The sequence below is a fragment of the Actinoplanes lobatus genome (assembly GCF_014205215.1).
GTDB lineage: Bacteria > Actinomycetota > Actinomycetes > Mycobacteriales > Micromonosporaceae > Actinoplanes > Actinoplanes lobatus.
This window is the reverse complement of record NZ_JACHNC010000001.1, coordinates 7,420,643-7,439,764: the sequence shown is the minus strand read 5'-3', so window position 1 is coordinate 7,439,764 and position 19,122 is coordinate 7,420,643. Positions and strand designations below refer to the sequence as shown.

Here is a 19,122-nt window from a genome sequence, read left to right as displayed (position 1 = left end):
TCTACTCCTCGCCGGAGAAGCGTTCCCATGCGGATTGCCGGGTGATGCCGAGCGCGCCGCCGATGCGCGTCCAGGTGACGCTGCGGCCGCGCAGGGTGGACACCAGCCGTTTGAGGTTCGCCTCGATCTGGGCGCCCACCGCGGCCACCCGGGGCAGCAGGCCGAGGAGTTGTTCGTCGGTCATCGACTCCTCCCAGGCCGGCAGTGAGGTCGGCTCGCTCGGGTTCTGCCGCTCGATCTCGAGGATGTCGTTGCACAGCTGGACGCATTCGTTGCAGATGTAGACGCCGGGGCCCGCGATCACCTTCTCGACCTCGGTGTGCGGTTTGGCGCAGAACGAGCAGCTGAGCTGGAGCGGGGTGGTGGTGTCGGCTTCACCGGTCATGACGGCCTCTCAGGCGAACTCGGGCGTCAGGTCAGCCCTGACAGCGTCAGGCGCCACCTTACAGCAGAGCCACCGAAGATTGATAGGCGTTGCCACGGTCCTGAGGCATGGAGAGCCGCGGGACATCGCGGGCGGGCACATTCTTCCGTTGCCGGGCGCCGGCCGGAGACGGCCGGCTGAGTGGCAGTCTCGCAACCTGTTTCCGCAGCTAGCGCGAGTTTTGACTTGACGAGTTCCGTCTCTGCCGTTCGTGTCACCGTCACTGTGACGCCGATTCGAACGCCGTACCGCCGGGAGGTGGCCGCACCATTGGCGCACGCCGGTCGCACCAGACGCACCGCCGAGCATGCGGGTCGGCCGCAGGACTTTCCCGCGGTCGCATGCCCCCGGCCGCTTGGTCCCCGTGCCTTGATTTGCTGAGATGCAAGCACGTGCTTCAGAAGCACGAATGCAGTGCCACCGTGCCGCTGCTGACACTGGAGACCGTTCAACCGATCGGCTACCTGTCAACCCCTGCAGGCAGGGTGTACTCACGGCGCCGCGGGGCTAAGTTCAAGATCACCATGCGGAACGGAACAGGCTCAGCCATCGTCAAGCGAATCGATCTTGTGATCCCTGAGCTTCTGGCTGCCGATCTGCAGATCCCGGCGCTGGCTATCACCAACGGCGCGGCCGACCCGGAATGGGTCGAGGTGCCGCTGAGCCGGCGGCGGTTCAAGCGCAAGTCGTCGTCGCCGCTTCCCCTGGACGCGCGCGGCCAAGAGTATTCCTCGGTACGTGCGGCTGGCAGCGGACCCAAGGGCGGAAGGCAGTCGTGCGAAAGCGTTTCCTGATACCGGCCATGGTGGCGCTGGGAGTGATTCTCGCGGTGGTCGCCGGGGTGACGGTGAACCGTCGCTCGGACAGCGACATACCCACGGCCGCGACCGCCGGCTATCCGATCATCTGGCCGCAGGCTCTGGTGGGCGGGAAGACTGGAACGGGACCGGCGACCGATGATCCGGGACCGACCGCCGAGCAGTTCCTCGACGAACTCGGCGTCCCCACGTCCGACCTGACCTTCTCGGTCGAGCAGGACAACCGGGGCGAGGCGCGGCTGGTCAAGGTCACGAACCGGAACGGGAGCGTGCTCGGCACGGTGAGCCTGCGCCGGGACGCCGGCGGCGGGGCGTGGGGCGTGCAGGCAATGCAGTCGCCGCGCACCACCGTGCGCCACCCCGAGCCGAACGGCGCGGTCAACCCGCCGCTGTCGGTCAACTTCCAGCCCAGCACCAACGACACGGCGCGGATACGCCTGATGGACGCCCGCAACTCCAAGGAGTTGACCAGCTGGTCGGAGAACGTCGACCCGGACGAGTACTGGTACTCGAACGCCAACTTCACCAGGGAAACGAACCCGTTCCCCGGATATCTGGTGCTGACCGAGCAGGACGGCGACGGACAGTTCACGAGTGTCGTCGTGATGCCGCTGACGATCGGGATCGCGGGAACCTGAGCGGCTGCGCCCTGCGTGATGGCCGCATGGCTGTTGAATCCGTCGCTGACCCGGAACTCCCGATCCGCCGCATGGTGACGAGCTACCGGCCGGCTGGGCGGATCCACGGAATCTAGGCCGCGAGGGGCGGTGGCTCAGCGGCTTGACGCTGCTCTTTGCCCCTGTACCTGACGAGAATTCCGTCGGGGCTGGTCAGGCAGCGTGTTTGTATTCGTGGAGGACGCCGCCGAGGCGGTCGTGCCGGTGGATGTTCAGTCGGGTGAGTGGTCCGGGTCGGTGATCGGTTCGGGCAGCGACTTCAGCGGCCGGGCGTTCGCGATCGCCTGATGCGGTCGATGTTGGTTGTAGAACCGCTCGTACTCGCGTAGTGCATGCAGCAGGTGCCGCTGGTTCCAGATCAGTGTGCGGTCCAGAAGTTCGCGGCGGCAGGTCCGCACCCAGCGTTCCATGACCGAAGTCATTCGGGGGATTCGGACGCCGAGAGTACGACCTGGATGCCGGCGTCGGTGAGGATCGCGTCGAATACGCCTGGGTATTGCCGTCCCGGTCCCGGATCAGATACTTGACCCTGCAGTTGGCGTCGTCGAGGTCCATGACCAGGTTGCGTGCCACCTGACCAACCCAGGCAGCGGTCGGGTGCGCCGTGACGCCCAGGATCCGGATCCGCCGGCTGGCGTGCTCGATCGCCGCCAGGACGTACATTCTCGCACCGGTCAGCGTCACGGTCTCGATGAAGTCGACGGCCAGCAGCGCTTCGGCCTGTGACCGTAGGAAGTCCGTCCAGGTCGTGGCGGCACGCTCGGGTGCCGGGTCGATCCCGGCCTGACGCATGATCTCCCAGACGGTGGATGCGGCAACCGTGATCCCGAGGGTGAGTAGTTCGCCGTGCACCCTGCGATACCCCCAGCTGCCGTTCTCCTCAGCCAGGCGCAACACCAGCACCCGGATGGAACGCAGTGTGCGAGGCCTGCCACGCCGTCGCGGCCGCGATTGTGTGGCGTGGCGGCGGGCAATCAGGTCACGGTGCCACTTGAGAATCGTGTCGGGTCGGACCAGCAGCCGCAGACCCCGCAGGGTCGGCCTCGGCAGCGGGTGCAGCAGCGCGGCCAGCCACGCCCGGTCGGCCGGTTCGAATCGGACCCGCTGGCCGTCGAGTTGGCGTTGCAGCACTGTCAACTGGTGGCGCAGCGACAGGATCTCGATGTCCTTGCCCCGGTCGCCGCCGGGCAGCAGCGCAAACGTGTTCGTGATGCCCAGGTACGCCAGACGCAGCAGCATGAGACGGCATCATCGCGTAGTCATCAGTGACGGTGAGTATGGGGCAATCCTCGACCGGGCACAGGTCCCCGACCATGACGCCAAAGTGGCCATGATCTGCACGGATGTCCTTCTCGGCAGGTACAAGGTTGACGTGACCGTCCGGGCCGCTCGGCGCGGTGGAGACGAAGAAGACCGGCTGGGCGAGGATGAACTCGCGCAGCCGGTCGTCGATGCCTTCGTAGACTTTGCCCATCCGAGCATCGTCGCAGTTTCAAACGGCCGAGGGCCGGTTCGGGTTGAAGATGTCGATCCGGGCCTGCTCGAAGCGGGCCTCCAGGGCGTCCGGCCCGTGCTCGGCGCAGAAGTCGCGCTCGGCATCGGAGATCGGCACGGCCAGCAGCCAGGCGACCGTCTTGTAGTCGACCACCCGGGTGCCGAACGCGGACTCCCAGAGGAACTGCGGCACCAGCACGGCGTGCCGCAGCGTCGCGGACATCTGCGCCGGGACGACGTTCGGGAAGACCGCGCCCGGCTCGCCGTGTTCCGACCGGGTCTTCACCCGGCCGGCGATCGCGGCGAGCACCACGTGGAAGGCGACCTTGGCGTCACAGACGCCGAGCACCTCCACGCCCAGTGGCGGACGGACCTGACGCGGCAGCGGCGTGTCGGACAACCCCAGCGTGGCGTACGTGATCACGCCGGGCTGCGGCCGGTCGACGAACTTGGCGATGTCGACGTGCCGGGTGCGCGCGTCGTCCAAGTAGTACCGCCGGGCGGTCGGCGTGCCGCCGACCGTGTCCGCCAGATCCCGGGCGAGAGCCCGGTTCGCCTGCTGCGTCGCATCCACCGCGTAACCCTACGCACCCCAGAAGAAGTCGCTCATGTCCTCGCCCTCATGGCAGTGGTTGGAGTCGGGCAGCTTCGGCCGGAAGTGGTCGGCGATGTTGTGCTCGTCCAGGAACCGGGCGCGGGAGATGCCCCGGGCCTTGGCCGACGCCTTGTGCTTGCGGAACTCGTAGCCGGGTAGCTGGCACGCACCGTAGTCGCCCTTGGTGACGCAGTGATCTCGTCGGCGTCGGCGTCGGGGTGGAGCGGGAGGTTAAACGGCAAGCTGAGGGACCGCCGGTTCGGGGACGCCCGATGGGCGTCCCCGAACCCCGGGTGGGCTACCGGGCCAGGATGGCCAGGACCTGGTTCAGCAGGTCGGCGAGCTGGGCCAGCGGGAACGGCAGGCCGCCGTCGAGCAGGCCGGCGATCGCGCAGAGCAGGTTGCCGAGCAGATTGCCGGGCCCCGAATGCGCCGTGATGTCGAGGACCACGGTGTTGAGGTGAACCGTCAGGCCGAGCAGATTCAGGTCCAGCGGGCCGAGCACCAGGTGCAGGATGTTGCACGCCGCCAAGGCGCCGGCGTCGCCGGAGCCGGGAAGCTGCACCGGCAGGGTCACCGTCTCGTCCGCGGCGCCGACGGCGGTGCCGGCCGAGTCGGTCAGCAGTGCGTGCAGGGTGCCGACGGCCACCAGCCGGTCGCCCTGGACGGCGAACCCGGTCGGGACGAAGGTGCCGGTGACCTGCCCGATACCTCCCGACGCGTCGGTGAAGGTGCCCTGGACACTGGACGTCATCGTTCCCTCGGCGGCCTTCGCCACGGCGGGCGCGGCGGCAGCGGGTGCCGCGACAGCACCCATGGCGGTCAGTGCCAGTGCTCCGGCCAGCAGCATCTTCGGGATGGTCGTCAGGCGCACGATCGGTTCCTTTCCATCGATGAACGTTGTCGCGCCCACCGGTGCCCGAGCAGAGGTGCGCAAAACGGATGGCCGGCTCATGGGACTACAAATAGTGCAATCACCCGCCGCAGGGCACGTCCAGCCAGTCGGCGGCCGGTACGGCCGTGCGGACCTGGTCGAGCCGGCCCAGGATCTGGTCGAGACGATCGGGTGACTGCAGATACTCCAGGACCGCCCGGTAGAAGGCGTTCGTCATCGCGCTGGGCATCAGGTCGGACGCGTCGAAACACAACGCCGCCGTCCCGGTGAGTGTCTGCGCGATGCGCCGGCTCACCGCGTTGCCGTAGATCGCCGGGTCGACGCCCCGGTTGGCCGAGAACACCGACCCGTGGCTGACCGCCGGCCAGATGCTCTGCGCCTCGTCGGTCGCCAGGAACCGCATCAGCTCGCGCGCCTGCGGCTTGTCGGTGAACAGGCCGGCCAGGTCGGCGGACACCTCCCACGCCCGGGGGCCGCTGGACGGGAACGGCACGAAGTCCAGGTCGCCGCCGTCACCGGCCACGAAGGACGCCTGGTGGTGCAGGAAACACCCGGGCGGGTCGGTGTGCATGGCCCGGCCCGCGTCGCCGAAGTCGGTGAACAGCAGGCCGCGCACGTAGCCGGGCCGTAACGCGACCTCGCCCCAGGCCGTCCACGCGCGGCGGATCTCCGGTGCGGTCCAGGCCACCTGCCCGGCGGTCCAGCGCTGGTACACCGCGGTTCCGGCCCGGTGCAGCACGAGGTCCTCGATCCAGTCGGTGCCGGGCCATCCGGAGACGGGGGTCGAGCCCATACCCATGCACCACGCGGCGCCGCCGGCCGTGCTGAGCCGGTCGCTCAGCCGGATCAGTTCGTCCCAGGTCGGCGGTGTGTCACCGGACAGGTCGGGGACCCGGCGCGGGTCGTACCAGATGAGGCTCTTGAGGGATGTCTTCACCGCCACCGCGTAGCGAGCGTTCTCGATCTGTTCGAGCCGTAGCCACTGCGGGCTGTGCGTCTGCTCCGCGCCCGCGTCGATGACGTCGCCCAGCGGCCGGACCGCGCCGCGGCGTACGAAGCTCGCGAGGTCGCCCGGGCTGGGCAGTACCGCGATGTCCGGGGGCGTGCCCTTCTGCACCTCGGTGGTCAGCACCTGGTTGAGCGCCCGGGTGCCCTGGTAGTCGACGCGGATGCCGGTCCGGGCGGTGAATCGGTCCAGCACCTCCCGAAAGGCCGTGGCCTCGCCTCCGGTCCACGACGCGAGCACGGTCACGCTCTCGCCGTCTCCCCCGGCGCCGCACGCCCCGGCGCCGGTGAGCAGGGCGGCGACGACGGCCAGCGCGGCGGCACGCACCATCGTCGCCTACCGGTACTCGTTGATGCGGGGGACGAACCCGAACGGGATCAGCGCCATGGCGGCCAGCGCCGCGAGCACCAGCAGTATCAGTTGGCCGGTCGTGTCCGCGGCCGCTGTGGCGTGCCCGTCCACCTCTTTGATGCGTGCCGTCAGCACCTCCTCGCCCGGCGCCTCGCGGGTGCCGCCGATCCCCGCCGCGATGCGGTCGAGCGTTTCGCGGCACCCGTCGGGGCAGGCGCCGGCGACGAGTTCGCGAAGCATCGTCTGGCCGCGATGATCGGCGGCGGCGGTCCGCGCCTGCCACACGCCCACCAGCGCGTCGCCCGCCTTCTGCGTGGCGGCGAGTTCGCCGCGGGCGGCGAAGTCGGCGGACATCGCGGCGGTCGCGGCCAGCACGGCGATGGTTGCGGCGAGCAACGGCGGATTGAAGGTACGGCGGAAGCGCCGGCTCAGGAACACCTGGGTGGTCACCAGCAGCGCGAGCAGTACGACCGCCGGCACGATCCAGGTGGCCATCCAGCCCGGCGCCATCCGGCCGGTGGTCAGCTGCCCGGCCAGCGCCCGCCGTTCGATGCTCAGCAGGTCGTCGAGTTGCGCGAGGATGCCGCCGTCGGGCATGTGCAGCAGGTGTGAGGCGTACCAGAGGTCGGCCCTGGCCAGCACCGAGGCCGGATCCTGCCGGTAGTGTGCGTCGGCCTGCTCGATGAGCCCGGTGTAGGCGGCCAGCTGCCCTTGCACGAGCTGGATGTTCTGGCCGACCACGGCGCCGGCGATGCTGTCGACCGCGAGCCGGGTCAGACTCTGGGCGGCGACGGCGATCTGGTTCTGGTAGCGCTCGCCGGGCCCGGTCAGTCCCACCGCTCCGGTCCGGAAGCTGCCGACGGCGGCCTCGTCGGCCTCCACGAGCGCGGCGTGCGCGGCCAGGATGTGCATGATCGACGGCACCGAGTGGTTGCCGGCCCGCTCGGCGGTGGCTCGGGTGCCTTGCAGAACCCACGCCGACATGCCGAGGACCGCGACGACTGCCAGCTCCAGCACGACCATCGAACGCCACAGGACGGCCCGGGTCGTGCCGCCACGAATCCCGAATCCGGTCACCGTCCCGCCCTCTCGTGCCGCGCCGCACTCGTAGGGCACAGTAACCGAACGTGTCCACATTGCTACGGCGAGGCGGTTCGGGCCGGAGGGTGAGTGGGGCTTGACGCCGTAGCGGGCCCTGCGGCCTTGACCCGGCAATCGGTGGCGGTGCGCCACTCCGACGGGGTGGGTCGGCGGGGGGCGGCGCAGGCCGTACGAATGCTATGTGGTTTGCAGGTTTTTGAGGGTTTCGTTCAGAAGCGTGGCCATTTCGGTGGCGTGAGCGGTCATGTCGGCTTCGGAGGTGATCGGGGCCGGGAGCGTCATCTTCGCGACGAGGATGGCGTTGCGGGAGACGGCCTCGCCGTGCAGTGTGGTCGCGGGCATGAGTTTGCCGGGCGGGTCGGCGATGAGCATGGCCTTGTCGCCGACGTCGTCGAGGCCGGTGACGAGCATGCCGGTCTGGCGGGCCGATTTCTCGCTCTGATCGAAATTCTTCGAGCTGGATGCGCCGGTGCGATCGATGGTGACGGTGACGTCGTTGTCGCAGGTGTAGCCGTATGTCGACGCGCTGTCGTGGGCGAGCGTGCAGGCCGCGCCGGTCCACGGGGTGTCGTCGGGCCCGGGTGAGGTGCACCCCACAGCGAGCACCAGAACAGTTAGCGTTAACAGCACCTGTCGATTCATCCGCTCCCCCAGCCGTTCGAAGATCCATTCTCTCAGGGCTGGTTGACCGCGGTCACAACGGAGGGTTACATAGGCTCGCTCATGATCCGTCAGAGAGTTGAGATGCCGTGATCGTCTGCGAGAGCCTGGTGCGGATCTATCAGACCGGGTCGATCGAGGTGCAGGCGCTGCAAGGTCTGGACCTGGCCGTCGACGAGGGTGAGATGGTCGCCGTCGTGGGGGCGTCCGGGTCGGGCAAGTCGACGCTGCTGTCGATCCTCGCCGGGATCGACGCGCCGACCGCCGGGCGGGCCCGGGTCGCCGACTGGGATCTGCTGGCCATGTCGCGCGGCGACCGGGTGCGCTACCGGCGGCACACGGTCGGGTTCGTGCGGCAGCAGACCGCCGCGAACCTGGTGCCGTATCTGACGTCGCGGCAGGTGGTGGAGCTGCCGTTGGCAGCCGCCAGGGTGTCCGCAAAGGAGCGCCGGATCCGCGCCGACGAGCTGCTGGCCGCGCTGGATGTGGCCGACTGCGCGGAGCGGCGGCCGGCGCAGATGTCCGGTGGGCAGCAGCAGCGGGTGGCGATCGCGGTGGCGCTGGCCAATCAGCCGCGGGTGCTGCTGGCCGACGAACCGACCGGCGAGCTGGACACCGCGACGTCGGCGAGCGTGTTCGAGGCGATGCGCAAGGTGAACCGGGAGTTCGGGGTGACCGTCGTGGTCGTCACCCACGATCCGGAGGTGAGTGGGCAGGTGGAGCGTACGGTGGCGATCCGCGACGGCCGCACCAGCAGTGAGGTGTTGCGCCGCACCGAGACCGGCGCCGACGGGGACACTCTGGTGATCGCGGAGGAGTACGCGGTGATGGACCGGGCGGGCCGGGTGCAGATCCCGCGCGAGTACCGGGAGGCGCTGGCGCTGACCCGGCGGGTGCGGCTGGCGCTGGAGGCCGATCACGTGACGATCCGGTCGGACCCGTCGTGACGGCAATGGTGCGTATCCGCGGGGTGCACCGCCGGTTCGGGCAGGTGCACGCGCTGCGCGGGGTGAGTTTCGATGTGCCGGCCGGGAGCATGGTGGCGCTGGTCGGGCGTTCCGGCTCGGGCAAGACGACGCTGCTGAACGTGGTCGGCGGCCTGGACCGCCCCGACGAGGGCACCGTCGAGGTGGACGGCGCCGAGGTCACCGCCCTGGACGAGGACGGCCTGTCGCGGCTGCGCCGGGAGAAGGTGTCGTACGTGTTCCAGACGTTCGGCCTGATCCCGGTGCTGTCGGCGGCGGAGAACGTGGGCGCCCCGCTGCGGCTGGCCCGGATGCCGGCCGCCGACCGGGAGAAGCGGGTGGCGCTGCTGCTCGACCTGGTCGGCCTCGGTGAACACGCGAGACAGCGGCCGGGTGAGCTGTCCGGCGGGCAGCAGCAGCGGGTCGCGATCGCCCGCGCTCTGGCGTCGTCGCCGCGGCTGCTGATCGCCGACGAGCCGACCGGGCAGCTGGACGCGGAGACCGGCCGGTCCGTGATGGCGCTGCTGCGTGCGGTGGTCGAGTCGGAGCAGGTGACGGCGCTGGTGTCGACGCACGATCCGGTGATGATGGCGCTGGCGGACCGGGTGGTCCGGATCAGCGACGGACAGGTCAGCGAGTAGTGCTGGGGCTCGTCGGGCGCCGGGCACGGTCGCAGTGGCCGCTGCTCGCCGCGCTGCTGGCGGTGGTGACGGCCGGGGCGGCGCTGCTCGGGGTGTGTGCGCTGCTGGTGACGGTGAGCGCGGACCGGGCGCGGGAGAAGGCGGCCGCGGCGGCCACGCCGGCGCAGATCGAGGTGACCGGGTACGCGGTGACGGTCGCCCGCGCCGATGTGCCCTCGGTGGCGGCCGACACCCGGCGGGTGCTGGCCGAGGCGCTGGCGCCGTTCGCGGTGGCCACGTCGGGGCGGGCGTCGTCGGTGATGCGGCCGCTGTCGGACGGCCGGATCGGCTATCTGTCCGGGGTGGAGGATCTGCCGCGGCGGGCGTCGCTGGTGTCCGGCCGATGGCCCGGTTCCGCCGATGAGGCCGCCGTGCTCGAACCGACGGCCCGCCTGCTGGGCCTGTCGGCCGGGGATCGGGTCGTTCTCGGGACCGAGCGGGCCCGCGATCCGGCGCCGCCGTTGACGATCGAGATCACGGCGATCGTACGGACGAAGCCCGCCGCCGGCTGGGATCGTGACCCGCTCGGCGGCGCCGGATTCGATCTGGCGTACCGGGGTGCGAGCGCGTTGCAGCCGGCCGAGGCGTACGGGCCCTTCCTCGTCGACTATCCCGGCCTGCTGTCGGGTACGTCGGCGCTGTCCCGGCTGGAGATCACCGCCCGCCCCGATCTGTCCGATCCCGACCATCGCGCGCTGGCCCGGATCGAGGCCGGCACCCTGGCGGCCGACCGGCGGCTGTCGGCGGTGCTCGGTGAGCGGGTGCAGATCGAACGGGTCGGCTCCGCCCTGCCCGGGGTGCTGGCCGAGGCCCGCCGGCAGCAGCAGGTCACCACGGCCGCGGTGCTGGCGGTCGGGGTCCTGGCGGTGGCGCTGACCGCGGCCGCTCTGGCGCTGGCCGGCCGGCTGACCGCGGACGTGCGCGGCGAGGAGACGGCGCTGCTGTCGGCGATGGGCGCGAGCCGCTGGCAGCTGGGCGGGGTCGCGGCCGCCGAGGCGGGGCTTCTCGCGCTGGTCGCGACGGTTCTGGCGGTGCCGTTGTCGTCGGCGGTGCACGTCTGGCTCGGCGGGGACCTGGCGGTCACCGGTGTGCAGGTGGGTGCGGTGGCCGCCGGGACGCTGCTGGCCATCCTGGTGACGGCCGGTGGGCGGGAGCGTCCGGCGCCGCTGGCCCGGTCGGGCGCGGATCTGCTGCTGGTGGCGCTGGCGGCGGCCGGCTGGTGGCAGCTGACGTCGCAGCCGGACACCGCCCAGACCCGGGTCGACGCGGTCCGGATCCTGTCGCCCGCGCTGCTGCTGGCCGCCGGTTGTGTGCTGGCGTTGCGGCTGGTGCCGGCCGCCCTGCACGCGGCGGACCGTCTGGTCCCGCGCACGCGTGGCCTTCCGGTGCCGTTGGCGGTGGTCCAGGCCGCCCGCCGGCCGACCGCGGCCGCCCTGCTGATCGCGCTCGGATGTGCGGCCGCCACGTTCGGGGTCGCGTTCGACGCCACCTGGCACCGGTCGCAGCGTGACCAGGCCGATCTGTCGGTCGGCACCGACCTGGCGATCACCCTGGGCGGACCGCCGGCCGCCGGGCAGGGTGCGATGGTGACGGCGGCGGTCGGCGGGACGGTGGCCCCGGCCGTGAACCGTGGTATCGCCGTGGGCCAGTGGCTGGGCGGCAACGATGAGCCGCCACGGCTCGTCGCGGTCGACGCCCACCGGGCCGGAACCCTGCTGCGCGGCGGCGGCGAGGACTGGGCGGCGGTCGGTGCGGGCCTCGCCCCGGCCGACGCTGCCCCGGGCATCACGGTGCCGTCGGGGAGCCGGATCATGGTGACCGGCCGGGCCACCGGGACGGCGCCGCTGGCCACCACGCCGCGGCTGATCCTCCAGGATCCGACCGGCCTGCGGACCGTGTGTTCGGCGGCGGCCACCCCGTTGGACGGCCGCCCGCACGAGATGCCGGGATGCTCCGACGGGGACGGGTTGCGGCTGGTGGCCGTCATGCTGCCGGTCACCTCCGACGCGTTCGGCTGGGACGCGACCGGTGACAGCCGCATCGACGTCACGGTGACGATCCCGGGCGCGGCCGGCGGTGGAACGTGGACGGCCGGGTCGTCGGAGCCCTATCCGGACCAGTTGCGGAAGCCGGCGATCACGGTTTCCGGCGCGACGTTGCGGATGACCGCGACGGTGCAGCTCGGCGGTCCGGCCGAGGCGGCCCGGCAGGTGGTCGCGACGTCGTTCGCGGATCCGGGGCCGGTGCCGGTGGCGGTGTCGCGGCGGCTCGCCGAACAGCTGACAGTGTCGCCCGGATCGGAGTTGCAGGTGACGGTCGGCAACACGCCCGTACCGGTGAAGGTCTCGTCGATCGTGGCCGGTGTGCCGTCGGCGCCCGGGTCGGTGGCGCTGCTCGCCGACCTGGACACGCTGTCGCGGGTGCTGCTCGCGCGCGGTGACCCGCAGATGCCGGTCGACGCGTGGTGGGTCGCCCATCCGTCGAACGCCGCGGCTTCCGACGGGCTCCATCTCGGTGAGGTCCACACGCGTACGGGTGAGGCCATGCGATTGACCACCGGCCCGGTTCCGGCCGGGCTGCCCGCGGTGTTGCGGCTGCTGGTGCCGGCCGCGGTCCTGCTGCTGCTCGCCGGGGTGACCCTGCACGTGACCTGTGACCTGCAGGCCCGGGCCGTGGAGGTGGCCCGGCTGCGCGGTCTCGGGATGCGGCGCCGCGACATCCGGACCGCCCTGCTCGGCCAGCACACGATTGTCATGGTGCCGCTGCTGGCGGCCGGTGCGGCGGTGGGTGCGCTGGCCACGTGGGTGGTGGCGCCGCTGATGATCCGCTCGGAGACCGGGGCGGCGCCGGTACCGGCCGTCGCGCCGGTGTGGCCGTGGCCGGCTGAGCTGGCCGTGCTGGGCGCTTTGACGGCCGGTTGCCTGATCGCCGTCGCCGGGGTCGTCATCGTTCTGTCGCGGCGCGCCGACGCCGCTCACCTGCGGGTGACGTCATGACGGCCGTGCCGACGGGCCGGCTCTCGGTTCTCCGGTTCAGCCTGCACTGGCCCAGCGTGCGGGGGCGGGCCCGCGCCGACACCGGCCCGCTGATCCTGTCCGCGCTGGTGGTGGCGCTGGTCAGCCTGCTCGCCGGGGCGGTTCCCGGGCTGATGCGCGACACCGCCGACGCCGCCGTCCGCGACGCCGTCCGCCGGGCCGGGACCAGCGCCGACGTGACCGTACAGGCCCGCTGGGAACCGGACGACTACACCAGCGACGGCTCGCCCGGCCGTACGCGGATGGCGCACCTCGCCGCCGACCTCGCCGATCTTCGCGGCCGGTCACTCGAACAACTCGGTCCCGAACTGCGGGCGGCGCTGCGCCCGCCGGTCGCGTCGGTGATCACTCCCACGTTGCGGTTCACCGACGGCAGCGTGCTGCGTACCTTCCGGATGGCCTATCTGGACGGCGGCAACGGCCCGCAGGTGGAGTGGATCGACGGGTCGGCGCCTTCGGCGACCGTCGACGGCGAGGCCGACGTCGCCTACAACGGGCCACCGTGGCGAGTGCGGGTCGGTCTGAGCGAGTCGGCGGCGGCCTCCTCAGGGGTACGCCCGGGAGCACTCCTCCAAGTACGCGACGAGCGCGGCGCGACCAAGAACGTACAGGTCAGTGGCATTTTCCGGCCGGTCGATCGGAACGATCCGGCGTGGCGTCTCGCACCGTGGCTACTGGATCCGGCCGCCGACGCGGACGGCGCCGGAACGACCCGCTTCGGTGGCCTGCTGACGGCCGAGTCGCTGCCGGACGCACGGTTGGCGTTCAAGCCGGACGAACTGCGGCGGGTCGTCACGTTCTCCCCCGACCCTTCGGTACTCACGTGGGAGACGGCCCACGGCATCGCGGCGACCGCGATCGCGTTGAAGGCGACGTCGGCGACGTCCGGCAGCCTCGACACCACGTCCACCTGGAACACTCAGCTCGACACGGTCCTGCGGGATGTGACCGAGCAGGTTTCGGCGGCCCGGGTGCAGGCGTCGGTGCTGCTGTTCGCGGTCATCGCCGGGGCGGTGCTGGTCCTGGCGCTGGCCGCTGAGCTGCTGGGCCGCCGTCGTTCCGCGGCGTTGGCGCTGGCCCGTCAGCGGGGCGCCACGCTGCCCGTCCTCGGCACCGAACTGCTCCTCGAATCGGGTCTGGTCACGCTGGCGGCTGCGGCTCTCGGATGCGTTGGCGCCTACGTGATCACGGGTGGGGTGGCCGTCTGGTGGGTGGCGCCGGTGGTTCTCGCCGCTGCGGCCGCCGGTCCGGCGTACGGGATCATCGCGGCGGCCTCGGCCACCCGCGACCGCAAGGTGCCCGCCAACCGTTCCGCTCGCCGCTGGTTGCGTCACACCGCCGCACTGCGCCGGGCCGCTGCGGAGATCGCGGTCCTGTTGGCGGCCTGCGCCGCCGTGGTGGCCCTCTACCAGGGTGGTCCCGCGCCCGGATTGCCTGCCTTGGCTCCGACGTTGGCGGCGTTCGCCGCCGCGATCCTGCTGCTGCGGCTGCTTCCTCTGGTGGTCGGCCTGGTGTTGCGGCGGTTGTTGCGGTCGCGGCGACCGCTGGCGGTGTTCGGGGCGGCGCAGGCGGCGGAGAGCTCCGGCCGGGCGCTGCCGGTGCTGGCACTGGTCACGTCGGCGGTGCTGGCGGTGTTCGCGCTGACGCTGGGCGCGACCGTGCGGCAAGGCCTGGTCGACGGTGCCCGCGAGACGGTCGGCGCCGACGCCCGCATCGACGTGATCGGTGACGCCGCGGGCACAACGCTCGAGGTGGCCGCCCGCATCGCCGCCCAGCCGGGGGTGACGTCGGTATCCACCGCCGAGGTGATCGACGGCGCGTCCGTCGTCGCCGACGAGGCCCTGGTCCCGTCCCGCTTGATCATCCGATCCGGTGGGGTCGCCGACGCGTCGGTGCCCGCGCTGGTCCGCTCGGCGTCCGGCCAATTGCGTCCCGGCATGACCCTCGAACTGCGGCGCAACGACAAACCGCCGGTCCGTTTGACGGCGTCCGGCGTGGCCCCGGTGGTGAGCGGCGCCGACGAGGTGGTCATCGTGGACGCCGCGACCCTGGCGGCCGCCGGCCTCGAATCGGTCCCGAACACGATCTGGGTGAACGGCCCCGGCACCGAGTCCGCCGTCACCGGAACCGGCGCGCTCCTGCGCTCCGAGGTGTTGCGTGACCGCCGGGACGCCCCGCTGGTCAACGGCCTGGTGTGGCTGTCCTGGGCCTCGGCCGTGTTGTTGGTGCTGTTCGGGTTGGCCGGTTTCGCGCTGGCCGCCGCCGCGGGCGCCCCGCAACGATGGCAAACACTGAGCCGTTTGCGGACATTGGGCCTGACCCCACGCGACGGCCGTCGGGTCGCGGCAGGCGAACTGCTGCCGTGGGCCCTGGTCGCCACGGTGGGCGGGCTTCTGGCCGGGGCCGCCCTGACCGCCTTGTTCGGTGCGCTGCAGTTGCGGCTACTGACCGGCCAGGAGGTGGCCCCGGCCGTTGTGTGGCCCTGGCCCGGCTTGATCATCATGGCCGTGCTGCTCATGGCAGCGGTCCCGGTGATCGTTCGCTTCGAGGCGGCCACCCGCCGCCGTCGACTGGCCGAGGTCCTCCGAGTCGGCGACCAGTAGCGGGCGCTGTGCTCCATGTTCGCCATATGGTGGTCGTCCTCGAGGGAGCCTGACGGAGTGCCGCTATGTTTGCCGGCTTTGAGTGATCAGGTCACGGACCTCTCGGGCCAGCTCCGTATTGCCGATCTTGTCGGCGGCGGTCAGGCTGTCCCCCAGGACAACCTCTGCCTCTTCCCCCAGCCCATGGAAGAGAAGGAACTGCCCGAGGGTATAGCCGACTACCGCGATACCGTCAGGCCGCTCGAGTTGCCGTAAGGCCTGGAATGATTCGACGAGGCGCGGGAGTGCGGACTCGTAGTCTTCCCGCGCCAAGTCGATCTGAGCCAGTCCCCAGTTTGCGGACGCAATACCGTCGGGGTCACCCAGCCGCTCATGAGCACGTAACCGCTCGGCTTGCAGATCAGCCGCCTCGTCGTACTCACCCCGCTCGAAGAGGACATCAGCGACCTTGCCCCAAGTGAGTGCAACCTCGCGGGCGTCACCGAGCCGCTCATAGACCGGCAACTGCACTTCACGGTAAACACGTAGAGCCTCGTCGTACTCACCCCGCTCGAAGAGGACATCAGCGACCTGGCCCCAGGCGACCGCAACCGAACGGGCGTCACCGAGCCGCTCATAGACCGGCAACTGCACTTCACGGTAAATACGCAGAGCCTCGTCGTACTCACCCCGCCGGAAGAGGACATCAGCGACCTGGCCCCAGGTAACCGCAACCGAACGGGCGTCACCAAGCCGCTCATAGACCGGCAACTCAACTTCACGGCGAATACGCAACACCTCGTCGTACTCACCCCGCCGGAAGAGGACATCAGCGACCTGGCCCCAGGTAACCGCAACCGAACGGGCGTCACCAAGCCGCTCATAGACCGGCAAGGCCTCCTCACGGTAAATTCGCAGAGCCTCGTCGTACTCACTCCGCCGATAAAGGATGTCAGCGATCGTTGCTGAACAGCTGGCAGCTTCGTTTTCGGAGTTTGCGGAGGCGAAGATCTGGTGGCCCTGGCGGAGGAGTCGTTCGGCTTGCCGCAGGTCGCCACGATTGATCAGGTAGGTGGCGTATTCTGCGATGACGCGGGCGTGCTCAAGGGAGTCACTCCCCTCAAGGTCTTCGGCTTCTGACTCCTGGATTGCCCGGCTGTAGATCCGCCCGGCTGTTTCGCCGTCTCCGCTGGTTCTCGCAGCGTCGGCGACACTCCGAAGAAGCAGCAGCGGTACGGGCGTCTCGTGCCGATCGAGCAGCATGATGGCCTCCTGGCCGAGCAGGAAGGCATCGACGGCCAACCCTGAGCGCAGCGCCACCACGGCGCCGGCGGCGCAGTCGGCAATGACCCGCGGGGCGTCGGCAAGCAGGGCGAGCCGGGTCAGTTGCAGGTCCATTTCTTGCTCCCGGCCGAGTTCCGCGGCTCCGCCCCAGGCTAGGTAGAGCGGTTCGACCGCCACTCGGGCCAGCTCGGTGGTCTCGGCGGCATCGAGCGGCTCGATGCGCCCGGCGGCCAGGGCGTTGGCGGCCAGCGCCGGCCGTTGGGGGTCATAGCCGTCCGGGAAGGCATCGAGCAGTCCGAGGCCGAGCAGCCGGGTTGTCGAGCCCGCGGTACGTCGGGCCAGGGCCGCGGTCACGGGTTCTGGTACGGGCAGGTCGAACAGGGTCAGATCCCGCAGCAGCGCGCGGTGCGCGGGGCCGGCCTGTTCGATCAGCGTGTCCAGGGCCAGGTTCTCCAGGAATTCACGCAGTTCGGCTTCGGACGGCGGCCAGCCCTGACGCAGGTAGGCCTCCATGCCGGCGACCGCGCTCTCGGCCCGACCGCTGTCGATCTCATCGCTGTAGACCAGCCGCAACCCGATGAGGTCCTGCAGGCCGGGGTTTCCGCGGCTGACCTTCATCGCCCGCTCGGCGAGCGCGTCCCGATCCTGCCGCCGCTGCGGGGTGACCTGTGTCTGCTGTCGATTCAGGAGCTTGAGCTGGGCGATCGGCGACAGCGGGCGCAGCGGCACCTGCTCCAGCCGGGTCTCCAGGCCGTCGAGGGTGAACTGGAATCGGCTGGTCATCAGCAGCCGGCTATCGGTGTGGCCGGGGTCGAACGCTCGCAGGACTCCGGCCATCACCGGAGCCACTCGCGGGTCGACCCGATGCGGCCCGTTCGGGTCCGGTGACAGAATCTGTTCGAGATCATCGATGATCAGCAGCAGCGGGCGCCGCCCGTCGGTGGCCTGTTCGCACGGCCCGCTCAGCAGATCGATCAGCAGTTCTTCCAGTGCTTCTGGCCGGTCGCGCACCTCCGGCCGCCGTCGACGGATCAGCTCACGAGCCTCCGGGTTGGTGCGGACCGCCTCATCGACCGCCTCGAGGATCGCCGCGGCGCTGTAGTCGCCGAACACCACGGCCGGCGCCAGCTGTGGGCAGCGGTCGGCGATGCGGGCCGCCAGGCTGGATTTGCCGAGGCGGCCCTGTCCGTGCAGCAGCACCCCCGCTTTGTCCGGCCCGCGCAGGGCTCGTAGCGCGCGCTGCAGTTCGGGGCGGCGGCCGACGAACATGTCCGGCGCCGCGACCGGCACGTGCTGCTTGCGGTCCAGGAAGACCTTGGTTCCGTGTACGGCCGATACCCGTGAACGCCGCTTCGTTCCGGCCACGAGCTGCCCGCCGCCGGTCGAACCGAGCCAGAGCCGGGCCAGGTGCCAGTCGGCGCGGATCCCGCGATCGTCGGAGTTCAGCAGCGTCCGGCGCGCCTCGCCGACGGCCGCGGCGAGGTCGTCTCGGTTACTTAACTGCTGGTAGAGCACCTCGGCGAACCTGGTCGCCGCCCGGTCACCAACTGAGCCGTCCCAGCCCAGCACCGCCGGGAAACCGGCTGACACCAGTGCCGTCGCCATCGAGTGAGCCGGCATCGCATCCGGCCCACCCTCGGCCATCCCGGCGCGCCGCCCGGCCCCACCCGCCACGTACCCGGTCGCACCCGCCGCCGCATCGGTAAGGCACGCCGAGACGAACAGCAGCCGCGGCACCGACGACGCGAACAGGCGCACCAGGTCGGCAGCCGTGGCCGGGCGATCGTCGCCGACCTCGTCCTCCATCATCAGCACCGGTTCGCCGGGCTGACCCGGTCGCACGGGGTACTTGTTGACGCCGTGGCAGGACAGGTGCACCACCGGCATGCCACCCAGGTCGGCGAGCCGCCGGCCCAGTTCGGCGGGGTTGCCGGTGTCCTCCACGACCAGATCGACGCGGGTGTCGTCGACCGCGGCGAGGATCGCCGCTTCTTCGGCTTCGAAGTCGAGTTCGTGCTGGCGGCGCGGCGACGACGCCATGAACGCCAGCCCGAGCCGGTACCCGTCGGGTCCGGGCGGGGTCTCGGTCGGCGCGCCGAGCCGGCGCACCACGGTGAACCGCTGCATCGCGTCCGCGGCCAGGAACCCGCCCCCGCTCGGACGGGCCAGCAGTTCGAAAGGGGCCCGCAGCAGTGTCCACGCCCGCTGCGACGGTGACCGTTCACCGCGTATCTCGAACGTGATCGGCGCCAACACCCGCGCCAGAAGGGCCGTCAGGTCGCCCCGGTCCCCGTCCAGCCACGACCACAGCTCCCGGCCCAGCGTGAGGAAGACGTCGTCGCCGGCCGCCGATTGCACCGCCCGTACATATCGGGCCGCGAGATCGGACAGCAGCACCTCGTCGGTCTCGGTCAGCGTTCGGCGCTTCCCTAAACGCTGACCGTCGGCCACGATCTCGAAGCCGGAACCGTCAACCACCACACCGGTCGTCACGAGCCACCTCCCACCGGCAAACTGACGGACAGCGGCTCACACCCCCCAAGCCGTCCTAGGAA

The 19,122-nt window shown here is 70.9% G+C and carries 14 protein-coding genes and 1 pseudogene; 6 read left to right on the top strand and 9 right to left on the bottom strand.

Features of this window, described 5'->3' with window-relative positions; translation table 11 throughout:
• Position 1: 1 nt before the first annotated feature.
• On the bottom strand, positions 2-385 hold the full coding sequence (locus BJ964_RS49605) for a ClpX C4-type zinc finger protein (RefSeq protein ID WP_188124459.1): 384 nt from the start codon (positions 383-385) through the stop codon (positions 2-4).
• 431 nt (positions 386-816) lie between these two features.
• Here BJ964_RS49605 and BJ964_RS33915 point away from each other — a divergent pair, with 431 nt between their 5' ends.
• Positions 817-1,218 (top strand): hypothetical protein, encoded by a 402-nt coding sequence (locus BJ964_RS33915; protein WP_188124458.1) that lies wholly within the window; start codon positions 817-819, stop codon positions 1,216-1,218.
• Positions 1,200-1,880, top strand: a complete 681-nt coding sequence (locus BJ964_RS33910; protein ID WP_188124457.1) for a hypothetical protein — start codon at positions 1,200-1,202, stop codon at positions 1,878-1,880. Before BJ964_RS33915 ends, BJ964_RS33910 begins: the two co-directional genes overlap by 19 nt.
• A gap of 192 nt (positions 1,881-2,072) precedes the next feature.
• On the opposite strand, the gene BJ964_RS49705 is transcribed toward BJ964_RS33910, so the two are convergent.
• The 7 genes and pseudogenes from BJ964_RS49705 to BJ964_RS33875 all read right to left on the bottom strand — a co-directional run bounded on the left by BJ964_RS49705 (position 2,073) and on the right by BJ964_RS33875 (position 8,003).
• On the bottom strand, positions 2,073-3,158 hold the full coding sequence (locus BJ964_RS49705; protein WP_456049040.1) for an IS3 family transposase: 1,086 nt from the start codon (positions 3,156-3,158) through the stop codon (positions 2,073-2,075).
• Positions 3,159-3,411: 253 nt separating this feature from the next.
• Positions 3,412-3,987, bottom strand: a complete 576-nt coding sequence (locus tag BJ964_RS33900) for a suppressor of fused domain protein (RefSeq protein WP_188124456.1) — start codon at positions 3,985-3,987, stop codon at positions 3,412-3,414.
• 9 nt (positions 3,988-3,996) lie between these two features.
• A pseudogene (locus BJ964_RS49600) lies at positions 3,997-4,152 on the bottom strand (GH-E family nuclease); the annotation flags it as partial.
• 154 nt (positions 4,153-4,306) lie between these two features.
• Positions 4,307-4,882, bottom strand: a complete 576-nt coding sequence (locus tag BJ964_RS33890) for a hypothetical protein (RefSeq protein ID WP_229807381.1) — start codon at positions 4,880-4,882, stop codon at positions 4,307-4,309.
• A gap of 100 nt (positions 4,883-4,982) precedes the next feature.
• Complete coding sequence (locus tag BJ964_RS33885; RefSeq protein WP_188124455.1) at positions 4,983-6,239, bottom strand: ABC transporter substrate-binding protein; 1,257 nt, start codon at positions 6,237-6,239, stop codon at positions 4,983-4,985.
• A gap of 6 nt (positions 6,240-6,245) precedes the next feature.
• Positions 6,246-7,376, bottom strand: coding sequence for a hypothetical protein (locus BJ964_RS33880; protein ID WP_188124454.1), 1,131 nt, complete (start codon positions 7,374-7,376; stop codon positions 6,246-6,248).
• A gap of 162 nt (positions 7,377-7,538) precedes the next feature.
• Positions 7,539-8,003 carry a hypothetical protein gene (locus BJ964_RS33875; protein ID WP_188124453.1) on the bottom strand — a complete coding sequence of 155 codons (465 nt, stop codon included), beginning with the start codon at positions 8,001-8,003 and terminating at the stop codon, positions 7,539-7,541.
• A 107-nt stretch (positions 8,004-8,110) separates the two neighbouring features.
• Here BJ964_RS33875 and BJ964_RS33870 point away from each other — a divergent pair, with 107 nt between their 5' ends.
• Genes BJ964_RS33870 through BJ964_RS33855 form a run of 4 tightly spaced genes read left to right on the top strand, consistent with a single transcriptional unit; the run spans position 8,111 to position 15,304 of the window.
• Positions 8,111-8,968: an ABC transporter ATP-binding protein gene (locus BJ964_RS33870; RefSeq protein WP_188124452.1), complete on the top strand. Its 858-nt coding sequence runs from the start codon at positions 8,111-8,113 to the stop codon at positions 8,966-8,968.
• A gap of 5 nt (positions 8,969-8,973) precedes the next feature.
• Complete coding sequence (locus BJ964_RS33865) at positions 8,974-9,627, top strand: ABC transporter ATP-binding protein (RefSeq protein WP_188127324.1); 654 nt, start codon at positions 8,974-8,976, stop codon at positions 9,625-9,627.
• Entirely contained in the window at positions 9,627-12,662 is a 3,036-nt protein-coding gene (locus BJ964_RS33860; protein ID WP_188124451.1) for an FtsX-like permease family protein, read from the top strand. The genes BJ964_RS33865 and BJ964_RS33860 overlap by 1 nt, the downstream gene beginning before the upstream one ends.
• Positions 12,659-15,304 carry an FtsX-like permease family protein gene (locus BJ964_RS33855; RefSeq protein WP_188124450.1) on the top strand — a complete coding sequence of 882 codons (2,646 nt, stop codon included), beginning with the start codon at positions 12,659-12,661 and terminating at the stop codon, positions 15,302-15,304. The genes BJ964_RS33860 and BJ964_RS33855 overlap by 4 nt, the downstream gene beginning before the upstream one ends.
• A 63-nt stretch (positions 15,305-15,367) precedes the next feature.
• On the opposite strand, the gene BJ964_RS33850 is transcribed toward BJ964_RS33855, so the two are convergent.
• Positions 15,368-19,060, bottom strand: coding sequence for a tetratricopeptide repeat protein (locus BJ964_RS33850; protein WP_188124449.1), 3,693 nt, complete (start codon positions 19,058-19,060; stop codon positions 15,368-15,370).
• Positions 19,061-19,122 lie beyond the last annotated feature (62 nt).

Excerpts from the sequence above, each read along its gene's own strand:
- BJ964_RS49605 (WP_188124459.1), bottom strand. The coding sequence starts at position 385 with ATGACCGGTGAAGCCGACACCACCACCCCGCTCCAGCTCAGCTGCTCG.
- BJ964_RS33875 (WP_188124453.1), bottom strand. The coding sequence starts at position 8,003 with ATGAATCGACAGGTGCTGTTAACGCTAACTGTTCTGGTGCTCGCTGTG.
- BJ964_RS33885 (WP_188124455.1), bottom strand. The coding sequence starts at position 6,239 with ATGGTGCGTGCCGCCGCGCTGGCCGTCGTCGCCGCCCTGCTCACCGGC.
- BJ964_RS33865 (WP_188127324.1), top strand. The coding sequence starts at position 8,974 with ATGGTGCGTATCCGCGGGGTGCACCGCCGGTTCGGGCAGGTGCACGCG.
- BJ964_RS33855 (WP_188124450.1), top strand. The coding sequence starts at position 12,659 with ATGACGGCCGTGCCGACGGGCCGGCTCTCGGTTCTCCGGTTCAGCCTG.
- BJ964_RS49705 (WP_456049040.1), bottom strand. The coding sequence starts at position 3,158 with ATGCTGCTGCGTCTGGCGTACCTGGGCATCACGAACACGTTTGCGCTG.